This window comes from Lutibacter sp. (assembly GCF_033723435.1).
GTDB lineage: Bacteria > Bacteroidota > Bacteroidia > Flavobacteriales > Flavobacteriaceae > Lutibacter.
On the sequence record NZ_JAWVXC010000002.1, the window covers coordinates 212,896 to 232,062 of the forward strand.

Genomic DNA, 19,167 nt, shown 5'->3' on the forward strand with positions numbered 1-19,167 from the left:
TTATTTTTTTTATTAATGAAAAGTTAAATAATTGTGAATTATGACCTATATGTCCAGTGATTCCATAAAAAACTATAATATTTAATTAAAGAAGAGTTAACCAGCTAGGGTTTAATTATTGGTTTATTTGCGTTGAATTAAAAACGAAAACTAATCAATAATGAAAAAACAAAAAAACTTACTTATTCTATTTTTTTCTTTATTATTTCATTTTCTAAATGCACAAGAAATTGAAGTAACTGGAAAAATAACTGATCAAAACGGGCAACCACTTCCAGGGGTTTCTGTTATAGTAAAAAATACTGCAAATGGCGTACAATCTGATTTTGATGGTAATTATGTAATCAAAGCAGAAAAAGGACAAACCCTAAATTTTTCTTATATGGGTTATAACCCTAAAGATGTATTAGTAGCAGCGCAAAGTAACATTAATATTACTTTAGAAGAAGCTACTCAAAGTTTAAAAGAAGTTGTTGTTACGGCATTAGGAATTACAAGAGATAAAAGAGCATTAGGTTACTCAACACAAGAGATTAACTCTAAAGATTTAAACAAGGTAAATTCTACAAATTTTGTTAGTAATTTATCGGGTAAAATTGCAGGTGTTCAGGTAACAGGTTCGGGAAATGGGCTTACAAGTTCATCTAGAATTGTAATTAGAGGCGAGAGTTCTTTAAATATTAATAATAATGGACCTTTATTTGTTGTAGACGGAATTCCAATAAATAACTCTGTATATGGAGTAGGAGGAGGACCTACTAATCAAGCAGATTTACCAACGGATTATGGAAATGGAGCTGCCGAAATTAATCAAGAAGACATTGAAAGTGTAAATGTTTTAAAAGGAGCTGCTGCTTCAGCATTGTATGGATCTAGAGCTGCTAATGGTGTAATTTTAATAACTACTAAATCAGGTAAAAAGCAAAAAGGATTAGGTGTTTCTTTTTCGTCGTCAACCATGTTTAGCTCGCCATTAAAATTATGGGATGTTCAAAATAAATATGGTGCAGGTTCTCATTTAACTTATAGTCCAGGAGCAGATACCAACTTAGGACCTAGATTAGATGGTACAACAACTGTAATTCAAAATGGTAGTCCTGGTTACTATTTAGGTCAAGCAGAACCACTTCCGTTAATATTTAGATACAATTTAAAAGATTTTTTTCAAACAGGTAAAACTTTACAAAACACATTATCTGTTAATGGAGCTACGGATAAATCAACCTATAGATTAAGCTACACAAATTCTAATAGTAATGGAATTGTACCTAATACAAATTTAATTAGAAATGATGTTAGTTTAAAAGCTAGTTATGAAATTAATAGCAAATGGAAAATTAATTCATCTGTTAATTACATATTAAGTAATAGTGATAATGCTTTGGTTACAGGTTATGGAAGCCAAGGAATTATGTATAATTTAATTTGGAACCATACTAATGTTGATTTAAACTGGTTGAGAGATTACTGGATTACTAAAGATGTGGAACAAAACAGTATGTTCTCTTGGGGCGATAATATTTTTAAAATTGCCAACGAAAATATAAATGCTTTTAGAAAAAAGAGAGTGTTAGGTAATATTTCATCCGTTTATAATTTTAATGAAAACTTATCACTTTTAACTAGAATTGGAATTGATAATTCAGGAGATTTTAGATGGTCTAGAAGACCTCTTGGTTCATCTCGATATCCAAAAGGAATGTATAGAGAGCAGAATATTGATTTCAGCGAAATAAACACAGATTTTTTATTAAGTTATGATAAAACCTTTGGTGATTTTACTACAAAATTTTCTGTTGGAGGAAACAGAATGGATCAGTTTACAAGTAAAAGTTTTATTGAAGGAGATGGATTAAGTATTCCTGGAATATATAATTTACAGAACATTAATGTTACTCCATCAATGTCAAGAAATGATTATAAAAAGCGAATAAATAGCTTATATAGTTTTGCCAATATTGGATACAAAAATTATTTATTTGTAGATGTAACAGCAAGAAATGACTGGTCATCAACTTTACCTAAGGGAAATAATTCTTATTTCTATCCATCTGTATCATTAAGTTTTATACCAACATCTGTATTTAATTTAGGAGATGAGGTAGATTATTTAAAATTAAGATTAAATGCAGCATCGGTTGGTAATGACACTGATCCGTATCGTTTAGAGAAAACCTATAATAATGGAACTCTTCCAGGGTCTTTAACTAACCCTAAAGTAATTTTAAATAATAATTTGAAACCAGAAATTCTTACATCATATGAAGCAGGTTTAGAAGCCTTTTTATTTAAAAAGAGAGTGTCTTTTGAAGCAACATATTTTATTTCTAATTCAAAAAATCAAATTATTGGATTAAATATATCTGAGGCTTCAGGAATGGAATACCATTATATTAATGCTGGAAAAATTCAAAATCAAGGTGTTGAGTTGAGTTTAGGAATTATCCCTGTTAAAAAGAAAGAAATGGAGTGGTCAGTAAATGCAAACTTTTCAAAAAATAACAGTAAAGTAATTGAACTTACACCAGGTATTGATAATTACGTTATTGCTAAAGGGCCAAATGGAGGAACAATAGAAGCAAGAGTAGGAGGTAGAATGGGAGACATTTATGGTTTAGGTTATTTAAGAAGTCCAGATGGGCAAATTGTATATGATAGTTCAGGATCTCCAATTGTAGACACTAATGTTAAAAGAATTGGTAATTACAATCCAGATTGGATGCTTGGCTTATCCTCTAATTTTAGTTATAAAGGATTTAATTTATTTGCTCAGTTTGATGTTCGTCATGGAGGAAAAATTTATTCAATGACCAATGCAATTGGTATGGAAAGTGGTTTATTGGCAGTTTCATTACCAGGTAGAGAAACTGGTATTGTTGGACCAGGTGTAGTTAAAAATGCAGATGGAACGTATAGTCCAAATACTACAGTTATAAGTGCTGAAAACTGGTATTATGGCAATGCTTATAGAAGGAACAACATTGAGGCAAATAGTTTTGACGCTTCTTATGTTAAATTACGACAATTAAGTATTGGCTATACATTCTCCAAAAAAATTGCAAGCTCACTTAAAGTTCAAAATTTAAGCATCGCATTAGTAGGAAATAATTTGGCGCTTTGGACAAAAGTACCAAACATAGATCCAGAATCACAGGCTTTAAATGGAGGAACGCTTTTACCAGGGTTTGAAGTAATGCAATTGCCTTCTACAAAAAATTATGGTTTTAAAATAAACGTAAACTTATAATAATTTTAAAAATGAAAAAATTTATAATATACATACTAACAATATTTGCAATTAGTGCTTGTACTAATCAATTTGATGAGATAAACACTAACAAAAATCAACCAACTAATGCTGGACCAAAGTTTTTATTGCCTTCAGTTATTTTTAATTTGGCAAATAATTCAGTTTATGCGGCTTTTGATTTTGGAGAAATAATTTCACAATATGGAGGCGATTATGAGTATAACGCCTCAGATATTTATAATTGGGGTCCTGATAGTCGTTTTTGGGATTTATACGAGAATTTACATGATGTAAAAGACATAGAAAAACAAGCTATTGCTGACGGAAATCAAAATTATCAAGCAGTTGCTTTAGTGCTTGGATCTTATATGACAAGTATTTTAACAGATAGTTATGGACCAGTTCCTTTTACCGAAGCTAATCAATCTGAAGATGGAATTTATGCGCCAAAATACGATTCACAAGAGTCAATTTATAATAATATTTTAGATAACTTAACTCAAGCAAACTCTCTTTTTGATACAAATAGTAGTATTGATGGTGATATTTTATTTCAAGGCGACATGCTAAAATGGAAAAAGTTTTGTAACAGTTTACATGTAAGATTGTTAATGAGAATTTCTAATAAAGAAGATGTTTCACAAAGGTTATCAGAAATTTTGTCGAATCCATCTTTGTATCCGCTATTTGAATCGAATAATGATAATGCTATTTATAAATATTCTGGAGTTTTTCCTGATATTTCACCAAGATCAAATGGTAATGGACGTGAATATGAATATCACATCGTAGTACCTACAACACATTTGGTAAATTTATTAGTTGATAATAATGATCCTCGTTTAAATGAATGGATTGATCCTAGTGCGGCTTCTAATTCTTATATTGGACTTCAACCAGGATTACCTTTAGATCAAATTGGAGAACCAGCTAATTATGCTAGAAGAGCAGATAGCTATTTTGAGAGTGCTTCGAAAATATCAGCTATTTTCATGACATATAGTGAATTAAATTTTTTACTTGCCGAAGCAAGAGAGAGAAATATAATTAATTTAAGTACAGCTCAAAATTTTTATAATAAAGCAGTTCAAGCTTCTTTTGAACAATGGGGTGTAAATATGCCATCAGATTATTTAACAACTACAGCACCGTATAATAATACAAATGATGTGTTATATGAACAAAAATGGTTAGCATTATACCATACAGGAGTAGAAGCTTGGTTTGACTGGAAAAGAACAGGTAAGCCTAGTTTTATTACACCTGGACCAGGAGCTCAAAATGATGGTTTAGTACCAAGAAGATTAATTTATCCTAGTATTGAGCAATCAGTAAATAATACTAATTATCAACAAGCTGCTCAAAGTATTGGAGGCGATAATATTAACGCAAAAGTTTGGTGGGATAATTTTTAAATAAATAAACTTTAAAAAAGCCTATTTTTAAATAGGCTTTTTTTGTTTAAAAAAGTGTTTCTTTTGAAAATACGTGTTAAAATTAGATTATTTAGTATAAGGTATCCTTCTTGATACTTTACGCATTAAAACATTAATTAGATCTTGAGCATCAGAGCCAAGACTTCCTTTTACCTTTTTATTATAATTAACAACTAATTCATCATCTACTGTACTCATAAAATTCATATTCATAACAGCGCTATTTGTAGCAAACATTCCGCCTGTTAAAACAGCTAGACCAATTGCAGCTCCTGTTGACATAGGTTTTGAAGTTTCATAAGAGCCGTTTATAACTGTTTCTACTCCTAAAATTTTTCCTAATTCACTTGGTAAATATGCATCAAGATTAAATTTGTCAATACCATTTTTTTTGAGTAAAGCATTAGTTCTTGCAGGGTTTTGAACTCCAACTAGTAAAGTACCTCTTTTCTTTCTTGTTAAAAACCAGGTGTACATAGCATTTTGTATGTCTAAAGATTCATTTTTTTCCATTTCTACAATCTGTTCAGAGGTAAAATCTTTTAATTGTTTAGGTCTTAATTTTACTTGAACTCTTAATGGTAAAATTGCAATAGTTTTAGTGTTTGCAACATAACCATCTGCTTTGGGGTTTAAGTACAGTTTAGTTTGAGAAAAAGATAATGTTGTAATGAATACAGTTAAAATAAAAATAATTTTTTTCATTTAATTTTAATTTGTTTCTACTCATAAGGCTTTTCGAAATTCGCCCCGTTTTTTTTAGTGGGTTCTGGTCTCCACTATTCTTTATAATTTTTTGGCATATAAATTTTCATTTGAAAGTTATATATGAATAAGGAGAAAAAATTTGCGTGCAATTTTTGATTCTTATCAATGATTAAATACTTAATTAGTCAAATTGAATTTTATATAGCTATGTATAGCCTTTAAAAAGACAATCAAATATTCAATAGTTTAGTTTGGTGTTTTATTAAGATATAAATTAATTTTTAGCAATTTTTTTATTTGGGAAACCAAATATAGAAAATAATTCCTAATGTTAAGATTCCATTATTAAATTTATTTTTCTTCTTTTAAAAGGCATTTTTATATTATATATTTAACTTGAAATAGGTTTTTGACATAAAAAGCGGAATTTAGTAACCTCATTAAGTTCTAGTTTTGTAAAAAACGGTTTAGTTTATACGAATTTATTTTCTTCGTTAATCTTAAATTATTTCTGATAAATTTTCTAAAAGAATTAATATAGAACCCATACATAATGTAATACTGAAAATAAGCAGTATAGTTTGAAAATGCCTAAAATAGAACTTCCAAATAGCTTTATTGCCAGGAATCCACAGAATAAGCATAGAAACAAGCCCAAAAATAAATGTATAAGATGCAAAGTTGACAAACTCTCTAGTTGCTGGCTGATTTTTAATAGTATAAATTAAAGCTGCAATTGCAAGTACAGCAGTAGCTGCTGTAAAAACATTAGATAGGCGAGCGTTTATTGGATTAAAAAGTTCCTCTTCTTCTTGTACAGGGCCAACATACCAAAAAATACTATTTAATATTAAATTACTCAATAAATAAATTAGACTTACCAAGAAAGGAAGCCATAAAATTTTGTATTCTTTAATCATTAAAGGAAAGGCATCAAGGAAATACCAGATTACTAACCAACATAAAATTGCTCCTGTATATAACAAGAAAAAGTACGTTTTTTTTGTATTTAAATTACTCATAAATAGTTATTTATATCCAATTTTAGTTCTGTTTTCTATTTTAATTTTACGTATATCAAATTCTTGAACATCACTTAATGTAATGGTTGACATAACTTTAGAGGTACGTTTATTTTTTGGTAAATCTGCCATTCTTAATTCATGGTTTCTAAATGCTTTTTCAACAATTTTACGTATTGAACGTGCGTTTCCAAAAAACTTATTTTTAGTTGCATTTAAATGCGAAATGTATTTTTTTAAATGAACTTCAGATTCGTCATCAGGTTTTACTTCTTTATCTGCAAACATGTTAAGCAGTATTTTCCATAAATCGTCTTTGGTAAAATCCTCAAAATGAAATGTTCTGTCAAAGCGAGATTTCATACCTGGATTTGTTTCTAAAAAATGTTGCATATTTTCGGTATAGCCAGCAACTATAACACCAAATTCACCTCTGTGGTCTTCCATTTCTTTAAGTAAAGCGGCTATTGCTTTTTTTCCAAAATCGTTATTATTCCCTATTCCAACATTTTCAGAAATAGCATATGCTTCATCTATAAATAAAATGCCACCGAAAGCACTTTTTATTAATTCTTTAGTTTTTAGCGCAGATTGGCCAACAAAACCAGCAATTAAATCACTTCCGTCAGCTTCAACTAAATGGCCTCTTTCTAGTAATCCGAGTGCTTTATAAATTTTACCTAAAATTCGGGCTACAGTTGTTTTACCAGTTCCAGGATTGCCTAAAAAAACAGAGTGCATAGAAAATGCTTTTAATAAATCTCTATTCATTTCTCTATAATATTTAGATAATCGAACTAGTTCTTCAACTTCTTTTTTTATGGCAGAAATTCCTGTTAATTTATTTAACTCTTTAAGGGTATCTTCTAATAAATTAGTGTCAACTTTCATTTCAATATCGACTACTTTATTTCCTTGAGTAATATCTTCTACATCTTCTTCTTTTATCACTGAAAGTATATGTTTATCTACATAAGAAGGCTCATAATTTCTAACGACTCTAATGCCTAAATTAATTTTGGCTTCTTCAATTATTGAGTGTGCTAATCGGGCATTACCAAATGATTTATCTCTACTTCTAAATGCATTAGTAAGTATTTTTTCAATTTTTTTACTAGCTTTCTCACTAATGGTTAGGTTTTTTAGTTTTGCTGCATAGTTTGCAATTTGTACTAATTCAGATGGGGTATAATCGTTAAAATGATAATAATTTCTAAAGCGAGATTTTAAACCAGGATTAGAGTTGATAAAGCTTTCCATTTCAGCAGGATATCCGGCTACCATAATTGCAATATCTCCAGGTCCATCACTCATTTCGGTTAATAAAACGGCAGTTGCCTCTGGCCCAAAATCATTTGAAACACCTTCTTTAAAAAGCATATAGGCTTCATCAATAAATAAAATTCCACCTCTTGCTTTTTCAATAAATTCTTTTGTGCTTTCACCTGTCTGACGAACATAACCAGAAACTAAATCATTGCTTTCTACACTAATTACATGACCTTTTGATAATAGACCTAACGATTTATAAATTTTACCGAGTAATTTAACAACGGTTGTTTTTCCTGTTCCTGGATTTCCAGTAAAAACACTATGAAGATTTATGGTTTCGTCATCATTAATCCCTTTTTCTTCTCGTAATTGTAAGTAAACAACATAGTCAATATATTCTCTAATTTTGGTTTTGATATCTTTTAATCCAATAAGACTATCTAATTTTTCTAATATTTTTTCTAAAGGTTCTGTTGGTTCAATTTCTTCATTAATTGTTTTTGATTCTTCTATTGGAGTTTCATCATCACTAATTTTATCTTCTTCTTTTAAATTTTCATCAACTATAGTTGTTGGTGGATTAAAGTAATTTTTTAGTCTTGAGTTAATTAAAGTATCATTACTATTTGTTCTTGCTTTTATTTCATCGCCTACAATAAAAGGAATAATTGCAACAACAGTATCCATAAAAACAACTTCTATTCTATAATTATCTTTCAACCAAATTGTAGGATCTTTACTTCCCCAGCCACGAATAATGCTGTAATCTTCTCCTTCGCCAATATTTGGAGTTATGTATCCAATATCTTCAGTAACACCAATTAATAATCCGGTATCATCATAATAATTAAAAAAAACTTCGCATAACCATTCTTCAGGAACATGATTAATGAAGTTAAATTCTGTCATAATATAATGGGTGTGTTTGTATAAAAACTGTTTTAGATAAATTTTGTTATTATCTTCATCGGTGCCATTAGTTTCAAAAGTTTTTACAGAAATTACTGTAAAATATGGGTTTTCATTTGGAGTTACTAATCCAACATCTTCAATATGAAATTTTGCAGATTCAACAAATTCATCATTTATAAATACTTCCCATATGTAATCTCCTTTTTTCCAATAAGAGCCGTGAGAATCATTCCCCCAACCATAATCACAAATAGCAATATTTTCTTCTTTTGAAATAGTTTGTTCAGTAGTATTTGTACAATGTTGAACTGTTTTTTTACCGTTTTCTAAGCTATATGCGGTAAAAGTTATAGTCGCTTTCCAATCTTTTTCATCAAAAAATTTATTGTATAATTCAAGAGCTACACTTAAATAGTTTATTTCTTTTCGATCAAAAACTTTACGATATTTTCGGGTATTATTAATGGTTTTATCCCAGGCATACGTTTTTAAACTTTTAAATTTATAAGGATTTTCCTTTTTTTTTGTAAACCACATTTGTATTTAGTTATTTTTTAATAAGAAATTGTTGCAAGACGTAATTTTAAAATTACTTTATTTAGAGTTATTAATACCTGATATAAATCATTTAAGCATTTGATATTATGGTTTTTATTGCCAATTTAGATTGAATATAAATTCATTTATCTATAAAATTTAGTATCATAATTCACTATATTTGATAGACTATGAAAATTAATTTTACTACTGCTTTTAATATTGAAATCTAAATAATTTTAATTTTTTTATTTAAATGGAAGTTTTAAAAATTATAGCAGAAATAGTGGTTCCTATTTTGGCTGTAGTAATAGCGGGTATTTGGACTTTTTTTAAATTGTTTCATAAGTTTAAAACAAAATTCTTATTTATTACAAATTGTCAGATATTGCATAAAGCAATATGGAAAGACATTGTTGCATATTATGATATTCATCAAAATGGGGAAATGGATCATGCTTTTAGACCTCTTGTTTTACTGCCTGATAGTTTAAAAAAATATACCTCTATAAAAAATGGTCAAAAAGCTGTTTTAGAATGTACAAATTCATTAAATGAAAACAAGTTAAAAGTTTTAGCAGAAGTCTACTGGATACCTGAAACAGTGGTAAAAGATGGTAAAAAAGTGAAATTTGAGCCGTGGAATACTATAAACCACCCAGTTTTTTCTTTAGTTCTTAGAAGATATTTTGGAATAGAAAGACCTATGTATCAAGATGCAGAAGAAGTAAACGATACTGAAAATTGGACTAAAGTAAATCATCATAAAAAGCATTTAGATCCGTTAAATAAATCTATAAATGGAGATTTTTTACAGTGGGCCGCGTCTAATAAATATACGTTTCGTTACTTTAATCCAAGCGAAGGCGAAAAAGGTGTTTATGAGACAGAACCAACTCAAAATAATTTTATTGAATACTGTGGCCTTTCCATAGTTTTTAGAACGCATTCCTTATTAAGCGTTGAAAATGATTAACTCAAAATATAGTTAATTTAATTACTATTTAGCTTTTTCCAATTAGTTTAACAAACTCCCTGTTTTTGTATACGGAAAAATATCTTCATATTTTAGAACGGTATTCATATTAACTCTTCTATTAATATGATGCCTTTTTAAATTAGACGGATTAGCAACTCCTGCAGCAGCAATTAACTCACTAAAACTTTGTAAAGTTTCCTGATGAAAATTGGTAACTCTTTTTGATTTATCTTCTACATCTAAACCACTCATTAACGATTTATTTTGAGTTGCAACTCCAACTGGACAAGTGTTATTGTTACATTGTCTAGCTTGTATACAACCAATAGCTAACATCATTGCTCTGGCACTATTTACCATATCGGCTCCTAAAGCAATAATTCTAGCAATATGAAATGCACTAAATATTTTTCCAGAAGCAATAATTTTTATATCCTTTTTTAAATCGTAACCCATAAGCGTATCAGTTACAAAAGCCAAACCATCTCTTAAAGGCATTCCTAACGAATTTGAAAACTCAACTGGTGCAGCACCTGTTCCACCTTCTCCACCGTCAACGGTTATAAAATCAGGTTTAATTCCAGTAGAAACCATGGCTTTGCACAAATCTATAAACTCTTCTTTTTTACCTACACACAATTTAAATCCAATGGGCTTTCCTCCAGATTTTTCTCGTAATAGTTTTATAAAATCCATTAATTCAGTTGGTGATGAAAATGCCGAATGCGAAGGCGGTGAATTAACATCAATATGAGGAGGGACATCTCTAATAATTGCAATTTCTTCAGAATTTTTAATTGCAGGTAAAATACCTCCATGACCTGGTTTTGCACCTTGAGAAATTTTAATTTCTATCATTTTCACATTTTCCAGTGTTGCTTTTTTTGTAAATGTATCTACACAAAATTTTCCATCATGAGTTCTACATCCAAAATAGCCTGTTCCTATTTGCCAAATTAAATCTCCTCCATGTTCTAAATGATAAGGACTTATTCCTCCTTCTCCTGTATTATGAGCAAAACCACCTTCTTTAGCTCCTTTATTTAAAGCTAAAACTGCATTTTGACTTAAAGAACCAAAACTCATAGCTGAAATATTTAATAAACTTGCATTATATGGCTTTTTACAATCTGGACCACCAACTTTTACTCTAGGATGCGAATTTTTTTCATTATCATTAAAAGCGTACATAGAATGGTCTAACCATTCGTAGCCAACTCTATAAACATCCATTTGAGTTCCAAACGGAACCGTATCATTTGTTTTTTTTGCTCGTTGATACACTAAATTTCTAAATATTCTATTAATAGGAGCTCCTTCAATATCTGTTTCTACAAAATATTGCATAATTTCAGGGCGAATTTTTTCGAGCATATATCTTCCATGACCTAAAATTGGAAAATTTCTTTTTATGGCATGTTTTTTCTGTAAAATATCGTAAAAGCCTAATAAAATAAGTGGACCAAAAAATAGTAAGCTCCATAAAATTGGTTTATAGGTAGTTGAAATAAATCCTATAATTATTAATGTAATTATAGACAAGGTAATAAATGCTTGTTTTGTTTTCATTTTAGTTAGTATTTATAATTTTTTAATTTTCTCTTTTATATTTTCTAATAATTAATTGGTTGGCTTTTTCATAAGAAAAATATTTAAGCATCCAGTTAAAAGAAACGGTAATTTTATTTTTAAACCCTGTAATTGAAATTAAATGGATTAATGACCATAGCATCCAGCCAATTTTTCCATCTAAAAAAGTAGAATTTAAATCAGCAACTGCATCTTTTTTCCCAATAGTAGCCATAGAACCTTTATCATTATATTTAAAAGGATTTTTAAAATGATTTGTTTTTATTTTTGAAACTATATTTTCTGCTAATGTATGTCCTTGCTGAATAGCAACTTGAGCAACCATTGGATGTCCTTTAGGGTTTTCAGTAGAAACCATAGAGGCTACATCTCCAATTGCAAATACATTTTTTAAGTTATCTATTTGATTAAATTCATTTACTTTAATTCGGTTTCCAGCTACAATAGCGTTTTCATTAATTCCTTTTATACTATTTCCTTTAACTCCAGCAGTCCAAATTAAGGAATTGGCATTTATAGTTAAATCTTTATCTATAGTTGATGTTTTAACCGTTTTACCATCGTAATCCGTTACTTTAGTGTTTAATAAAACTTCAATTCCTAATTTTTGTAAGACTTTTAGAGCATGGTTTGAAGCCTTTTCAGACATAGCAGGTAATATTCTATTATCAAATTGAATTAAATATATTTTCATAGAACTACGTTCTATTTCAGGATAATCATTTTTAAGTAAATATTTTTTAAACTCGGCTAATGCTCCAGCCATTTCAACTCCAGCAGGTCCACCACCAACTACAACAAATTTTGTTAAAGCATCTTTTTCTACCATATTACAACCATTTACTGCTTTTTCCAAATTTTGTAGCATCCAGCTTCTAATATTTATAGCATCATTTATATTTTTTAACCCAATACTATATTTTTCAATATTTTTTGAGCCATAAAAATTAGTACTACTTCCAGTTGCTATAACTAAGTAATCATAATTAACAGAACCTATATTTGTATGAATTTTATTGTTTTCAGTATCAATAAAATCAACTTTTGCCATTCTATAAATCATGTTTTTACAGGATTTAAATAGTTTTCTAATTGGGGAAACTATAGAATCGGGCTCTAGACCACTAATAGCAACTTGATAAAGTAAAGGCTGAAATTGATGATAATTGTGTTGATCAATTAAAATAATTTGAACAGGTTTTTCTTTTAGTTTCTTTATGAAATTGATTCCAGCAAAGCCGGCTCCAATAACTACCACCTTTGGCAAATTACTTTTAGGAATGCAAATTGATTTTGTAGTTAAGTAGGATGTTTTCATTTTTTTAGGATTTATTTGCCTTATTTTTTTGTTAGATATAAAAAATAGTAACAAATTAGGAAGTATACCTTTTACAAAGGTAAAATCTTTTCACCTCTATGTAAATTTTTTAGGTTTAAAGTAAAGTTAAATAATGAATTACTAACAGAATTATATTTTCTATATCCTTATGAAATGCCAATGTTTTTATTTTATAATAATTGCAATTTGGTTAGGTTGGTCGTATCTATTTTAAAACACTTACTTTAATTTAGTATTAAATAAAAAAACCGTTTAGAGTTTTAATTCTAAACGGTTTTTTAGTGTTATTAATATAAAATTAGTGATTTGCAGATTTCAAAAAAGCGGCAACTTTATTTATATCTTTTGTGGTAAATCCAGCAACTTTTTGCATGTGATTTGTAATAGCATCCCAATCAGCATCACTGTATGCGTTTGGAGGTGGCATGTTATGACATCTTAAACAATTACCAGCCCAAAGTTGTGATCCAGTAGGTTCTTCTGATGAAGCTACTTTTTTGTTAGTAGTACAGCTTGAAAGATTGATTGAAATAAGTATTCCGATAATTAGAATACCCATTATTCCTAAACTATTTTTCATTTTTTTAAATTTTTAGTTAACATATTTTAATTATAATCCCATGGCAAAAGTAAAACCAATGCCAGTTGCGTCATTGTTAGCAAAATCAACACCAAATTTGAATACGGTGTTCCAACTAATCCAGTAATCTAAACCTGTAGTAAAACGAGTTTGGTCAGCTCCCCAAGTAACTTGATTAGGAACATTAAAATTTGCAATTCTATTAACTAGTTCAAGTTTTGAATTTGGAAATCTATAAGCTAACTGTAAATAGGAAGCGCTTGTAGTATTATTAAAAGGTTGAAATGCTACTTTTGTGCCAGGATATACTCCGTCACTCACTTTTTGATTGTTATACTGTCCTTTTACATCAAATTTACCAAAGTCAGTTTGCTTAACGTAATTTAAATCCAAAGCAAATAATGTAACATTTACATTTGAATAAGCTGTTTTGTCTCCAGCTTTTCCTCTATACCCTGAAATTCCAACTTCAAAAGTTGAATTAGCAAATGGTAAAATACCAATTCTACCACCTACTGCTGGAGAATTATTATTATCCATTCCTACATTGTCCCAATTAACAGAACCATCATCATTTAATTTAGGTCCGTTGGTAATATACACGTTGTAATTTAACCTTGAGTTACCAGCGTAAAAACCACCTTTTAACCCCATTCCTATTTCACTATCCCCTTGTAAACGTTTTATTCCGTTTACTTCATTTTGAATACCAATCGGATTATTAATTGATTTATTTATCCAAGCTGGGTGGTATCGTTGTTGGTAAGTTCCAATTGGAGATAAAAATTTACCAGCATAAAAAGTCATGTTGTTATTTAATTCATACGCTAGTTCAGCAAATTCTAATGCAAAAGCTCCATCCCATTCTTCGGCATCTGCAACTTCAACTTCTAATTCTGCATTAAAAGATAATCTATCCGTTGGTCTGTAAACAAAAATTGGGTTAAAAGTAGAAGATATAAAACCTCCATTACCTCCTTTTGAGAAATAATTTGCAGTAGCATAACCTACCACAGCAATTTTCTTTTGATTATCAACTTGTTTTTGAATGGTTTCAGTATTCTGAGCAAACAAGCTTTTGGCTCCAAAGAACAGTAACATGCTAAGAACTATTCCTAATTTTAATATGTGTTTTTTCATTATCATTAAAGTTTATGTTATTTTTTTTTCTTAAAAGTTCGGATGTAATTAATTAAATCCCATCGTTGGGTTTTAGTTAAAATATTTTTATAAGAAGCCATTGGAGAGTTTCCATTGGTTAACTTCCAAAATAGATCGCCATCCGTTTCGCTTTGTATTTTAGCTGAAGTAAAATTAGCTGGATGCGGATTTAAATACATTCCTGCAGGTCCTTTACCATTTCCTTTTGCTCCATGGCACATTTCACATTGAGCTTTGAATAAAGCCGCTCCGTCTTTAACAGATGAGGCTAGATCTTTAGTTGGGTTTACTATGGAATCTGCACTTTTTGGTGCAACCCACATTTTTTGAGCAAAAACTTTTGTAGTAAAAGTGCTTAACCCACTAATAATTATAATTATTAATACTTTTTTCATTTTTTTGAAATAAGAGTTATTATTGTTTTTGTTTGATTTTATATTTACTTCTAACAATTGAGTTCATAATACTCCTCCATTAATTTTTCTATCAAATAGGAGTAAGAAAATAGAAGTATTCGGTTTTTATTTTACCGAACAACAATAATTGCTAAGAATAAATTTAAAAGGTGTTATAATTATTTGCCTAGAAGGTTGGCAAAGTAGTTTAAATCATATGCGAAAACATTGAATTAAAACCAAAATATTTTTTGAGTTTTTTGTTAAAGAAGCGCAATGTTTAAAATTGGTTGCACTTTTAATAGGTGTTTTAAATATACTTAGTTGTGAAAAATTTAAATAAGGAGAGTTAAAAGAAAAATTAAATTCTAAACTAAAATCATCATCATTAAGTTCAAAATTTGATGATTTTGGAAGAATTAAATTTAAATTGTGATTGTCTTCTTCTAAAGAGGTGTTTTTTGAATTTTCAGAAAACGATTTTAACGAAGCAGTACTATTATTTGCTTTTTTTCCAAAAAGAGAAATATTGTTTGATTTACTTAAATGAAAATGTTCTTCAATTTGAAAAAAGGATATGGAGAACAATAACAATATTGTTAAAGTAACCGCCTTAATTTCTATTAAAAAAGATTTTTTCAAAATAGTAGTATTAAAAGAATATGAGTCAAAATTAATTTATAAATTAAGATAGACCTATGACATCTGTCAATCCTTTTACAGAGCTCTTTTTGTTATATTAGAAGCAATAGTTTATTTATTAGATAAGTTTTATAAAGGTAATAATTGTTTTTGAAGTTAAAAAAATATTACAATTTTATTTATTCTTTTAAAGACACTTTTCTTAATCTTAATGAATTTGTAATTACAGAAACTGAACTAAAACTCATAGCTAAAGCCGCAATTATTGGAGACAGTAGAATTCCAAAAACAGGAAACAATACTCCAGCAGCAATAGGTACTCCTAAAGAATTGTAAGCAAAAGAGAAAAACAAATTTTGTTTGATATTTTTCATAACTGCTTCACTTAAAGTTTTTGCTTTTACAATACCTTGTAAATCACCTTTAACCAGTGTAATTTTAGAGCTTTCAATTGCTACATCAGTACCTGTGCCCATGGCAATACCAACATTTGCTTGTGCTAGTGCTGGTGCATCATTAATACCATCACCAGCCATAGCAACTATTTTCCCTTTAGATTGTAGATTTTTAATTATATTTAGCTTGTCTTCAGGTAAACACTCTGCTTTAAAACTACTTAAATTCAACTCGTCAGCTACTGCTTTTGCAGTATTTTTATTATCACCAGTTAGCATCATAACTTCAACACCTTTATCCATTAATGTTTGTACTGCTTTTTTACTAGTTTCTTTTATAGCATCAGAAATACTAATGTAACCAACAGCTTCATTGTCTAAAGATATATAAGAGACTGTTTTTCCTAACTTTTGTTCGCTAATAATTTCTTTTTCTAATTTTTCAGGAATTACAACCTTAATTTGTTGCATTAATTTTTTATTTCCTAAAGATACTTTTTTTTGCTCTACAACACCTTTTATTCCCTTTCCAGCAACAGCTTCAAAATTAGTAACAGTAGCTAGTTTAACATTATTCTTTTTTGCGAAATTTAAAATAGCTAATGCTAAAGGATGTTCACTAGATTGATTTAATGATGCAATGTATTTTAATAAATCCTCTGAATTATTATCAAAGGTTTCTATTTTTTCTACAGAAGGTTTTCCTTCAGTTAATGTGCCAGTTTTGTCCGTAATTAATACGTTTACCTTTTTCATAGTTTCAAGTGCTTCAGCATTTTTAATTAAAACGCCATTTTGTGCTCCTTTACCAACACCAACCATTACAGACATAGGAGTTGCTAAACCTAAAGCACATGGACAAGCGATAATTAATACGGCTACTGCATTTACAAAAGCATATATTAAAGATGGATCTGGACCAAATTTTGCCCAAATAATAAAAGTTATTATTGAAATTAACACTACAATTGGAACAAAATACTTAGAAATAGTATCTGCTAAATTTTGAATAGGAGCTCTTGATCTACTAGCATCACTTACCATTTGTATAATTTGTGCTAATAAAGTTTCGGAACCTACACGTTCAGCTTTCATAATAAACGACTTTGTCCCATTTATGGTTCCTGAACTCACTTTATCATTAGTAGATTTATCAACAGGAATAGGCTCTCCTGTAATCATAGATTCATCTATGCTACTCTCACCTTCAACAATACTTCCATCTACAGGAATTTTTTCACCGGGTTTTACTCGTAGTAAATCACCTTTTTTAATTTCACTTATTGAAACAAATTTGTCTTTACCATTAATAACTAAAGTAGCTTCAGATGGAGATAATTTTAATAGCTCTTTAATAGCACTGCTAGTTTGGTTATGTGCACGAGCTTCCAATAATTGACCTAATAAAACTAGAGTTAAAATAACGGCAGTTGCTTCGAAATATAAACTTACATTTCCAGATTGATCTTTGAATTCTTGAGGAAATATGGATGGAAAAATTAGCCCTGCAATACTAAAGATAAAAGCTGCTCCGGTACCAATACCAACTAAAGTAAACATATTTAAATTCCAAGTAATAATAGATTTCCAAGCACGTTCAAAAAACATCCAACATGTATAAAATACAATAGGAAGCGTTAATATAAATTGCGTCCAATCCCAATAAGTTTGAGGCATTAATTTTAATAATGGATTAGTAGGAAGATGCATGGACATGGAAATAATAAAAACAGGAATAGCAAACACAACAGATAGCTTCATTTTTTCCCACAGTGCGTTATAAGTTTTACTTTCGGCACTTTCATTTGGCTTTTTTGCAACTAAATCCATTCCACAAATAGGGCAATCTCCTGGTAAATTTTTAATAACATCAGGATGCATAGTACAAGTATATTGTGTTTCCTGAACGAGTTTAGGCTGTTCAATTAAATCCATTCCACAAACTGGACAATCACCTGGTTTAGTATATGTTTTATCGCCTTCACATTGCATTGGACAATAGAAAACCTCATTTCCTTGTAGTGGTTTTATCTTTACTTTTGGTTTTGCATTTTCGCTATTAATTTCAGGATTGTATTCTGTTATGGTATAGTGTAATCCAGCTTTTAAGAATTCTTGTTGCAAAAATTCTACAGAAAGATGTGTTTCCATTTCAACTTCAGCCTTTGCTTCTTTTAAATCAACGGTTGCTTTTTTTACACCTTGAATATTATTTAAGGTATTTTCGGCATTGGTTCTACAGCCATTGCAAGACATTCCAGTTATGGTATAAGTATGTTTCATTACAACTTCAATTTTAAAAAGTAAAATTAAGTAATCACTTTAAAAACAAGATGTAATATTTAGATTTTAATCTACACTATTTTGTCTAAAGATTTTCTATTCCAAATGGATAATTTTTTATAGGTACTCATACTCATTCCAGTTATTTGTTTGAATTGGTTTGATAAATAATTAACGCTACTGTAACCCAAATCATAGGATATTTGAGTAAAATTTAATTGCCCTGCTTGAATTAATTCTTTTGTTTTTTCAATTTTTAATAAAATAAAATATTTTTCAATAGTAATTTCTAATTTATTCGAAAATAGTTTACTTAAATAAGTGTAATCTTTTTCTAATTTATTTGCTAATATAACCGATAAATTAGTAGTCATTTCTATAGGAAGTTTACTAATTATTTCTACTAAAATAGTTTTTATAGCTTCTATAGTTTTAGTGTCTTCATCAATAATTAATTCAAAATTATGCTTAACTAAAGCATTTTCAATACTTTGTAAAGTGATTTTGTGCTTAGGATATTTTATAATTGCCTTGCCGAGTTTAAGTTCAATAATTTGTGCTCCTAAATTTTCCAATTCAGTTTTTACTACGCTAATACAGCGATCGCAAACCATACCTTTAATATGAATTTCTTTAAGATTTGAAGTTTCCAAATTGTTTTAAATT

14 protein-coding genes are annotated in these 19,167 nt (G+C 29.1%); 3 read left to right on the forward strand and 11 right to left on the reverse strand.

Annotation, left to right across the window (positions count from 1 at the left end; translation table 11 throughout):
- Positions 1-160 precede the first annotated feature (160 nt).
- Together R3342_RS03915 and R3342_RS03920 are read left to right on the forward strand one after the other, a co-directional pair.
- Positions 161-3,247: a SusC/RagA family TonB-linked outer membrane protein gene (locus R3342_RS03915; protein ID WP_318938369.1), complete on the forward strand. Its 3,087-nt coding sequence runs from the start codon at positions 161-163 to the stop codon at positions 3,245-3,247.
- An 11-nt stretch (positions 3,248-3,258) separates the two neighbouring features.
- The gene (locus R3342_RS03920) at positions 3,259-4,665 is read left to right on the forward strand and encodes a SusD/RagB family nutrient-binding outer membrane lipoprotein (RefSeq protein ID WP_318938370.1); all 1,407 of its coding nucleotides are present in this window, start codon (positions 3,259-3,261) and stop codon (positions 4,663-4,665) included.
- 87 nt (positions 4,666-4,752) lie between these two features.
- On the opposite strand, the gene R3342_RS03925 is transcribed toward R3342_RS03920, so the two are convergent.
- From R3342_RS03925 to R3342_RS03935, 3 genes are all read right to left on the reverse strand, one after another.
- On the reverse strand, positions 4,753-5,391 hold the full coding sequence (locus R3342_RS03925; RefSeq protein WP_318938371.1) for a hypothetical protein: 639 nt from the start codon (positions 5,389-5,391) through the stop codon (positions 4,753-4,755).
- 503 nt (positions 5,392-5,894) lie between these two features.
- Positions 5,895-6,416 (reverse strand): hypothetical protein, encoded by a 522-nt coding sequence (locus R3342_RS03930; RefSeq protein WP_318938372.1) that lies wholly within the window; start codon positions 6,414-6,416, stop codon positions 5,895-5,897.
- Positions 6,417-6,422: 6 nt separating this feature from the next.
- Positions 6,423-9,137: an AAA family ATPase gene (locus tag R3342_RS03935; RefSeq protein WP_318938373.1), complete on the reverse strand. Its 2,715-nt coding sequence runs from the start codon at positions 9,135-9,137 to the stop codon at positions 6,423-6,425.
- 256 nt (positions 9,138-9,393) lie between these two features.
- Here R3342_RS03935 and R3342_RS03940 point away from each other — a divergent pair, with 256 nt between their 5' ends.
- Entirely contained in the window at positions 9,394-10,113 is a 720-nt protein-coding gene (locus tag R3342_RS03940) for a hypothetical protein (protein WP_318938374.1), read from the forward strand.
- A 42-nt stretch (positions 10,114-10,155) separates the two neighbouring features.
- Here the strand turns inward: R3342_RS03940 and R3342_RS03945 are convergent, their stop codons facing one another.
- From R3342_RS03945 to R3342_RS03980, 8 genes are all read right to left on the reverse strand, one after another.
- A complete protein-coding gene (locus R3342_RS03945) occupies positions 10,156-11,685 on the reverse strand; it encodes an FMN-binding glutamate synthase family protein (RefSeq protein ID WP_318938375.1) in 1,530 nt (509 codons plus the stop codon).
- 22 nt (positions 11,686-11,707) lie between these two features.
- Positions 11,708-13,024 (reverse strand): NAD(P)/FAD-dependent oxidoreductase, encoded by a 1,317-nt coding sequence (locus tag R3342_RS03950; protein WP_318938376.1) that lies wholly within the window; start codon positions 13,022-13,024, stop codon positions 11,708-11,710.
- A gap of 319 nt (positions 13,025-13,343) precedes the next feature.
- Positions 13,344-13,625, reverse strand: coding sequence for a hypothetical protein (locus R3342_RS03955; protein ID WP_318938377.1), 282 nt, complete (start codon positions 13,623-13,625; stop codon positions 13,344-13,346).
- Between the two features lie 30 nt (positions 13,626-13,655).
- On the reverse strand, positions 13,656-14,765 hold the full coding sequence (locus R3342_RS03960) for a hypothetical protein (protein WP_318938378.1): 1,110 nt from the start codon (positions 14,763-14,765) through the stop codon (positions 13,656-13,658).
- A gap of 17 nt (positions 14,766-14,782) precedes the next feature.
- Positions 14,783-15,181 carry a cytochrome c gene (locus R3342_RS03965; RefSeq protein WP_318938379.1) on the reverse strand — a complete coding sequence of 133 codons (399 nt, stop codon included), beginning with the start codon at positions 15,179-15,181 and terminating at the stop codon, positions 14,783-14,785.
- A gap of 213 nt (positions 15,182-15,394) precedes the next feature.
- Entirely contained in the window at positions 15,395-15,823 is a 429-nt protein-coding gene (locus tag R3342_RS03970) for a hypothetical protein (RefSeq protein WP_318938380.1), read from the reverse strand.
- 179 nt (positions 15,824-16,002) lie between these two features.
- Positions 16,003-18,501, reverse strand: a complete 2,499-nt coding sequence (locus tag R3342_RS03975) for a heavy metal translocating P-type ATPase (protein ID WP_318938381.1) — start codon at positions 18,499-18,501, stop codon at positions 16,003-16,005.
- A 71-nt stretch (positions 18,502-18,572) separates the two neighbouring features.
- A complete protein-coding gene (locus tag R3342_RS03980) occupies positions 18,573-19,154 on the reverse strand; it encodes an AraC family transcriptional regulator (RefSeq protein ID WP_318938382.1) in 582 nt (193 codons plus the stop codon).
- Positions 19,155-19,167: the final 13 nt, after the last annotated feature.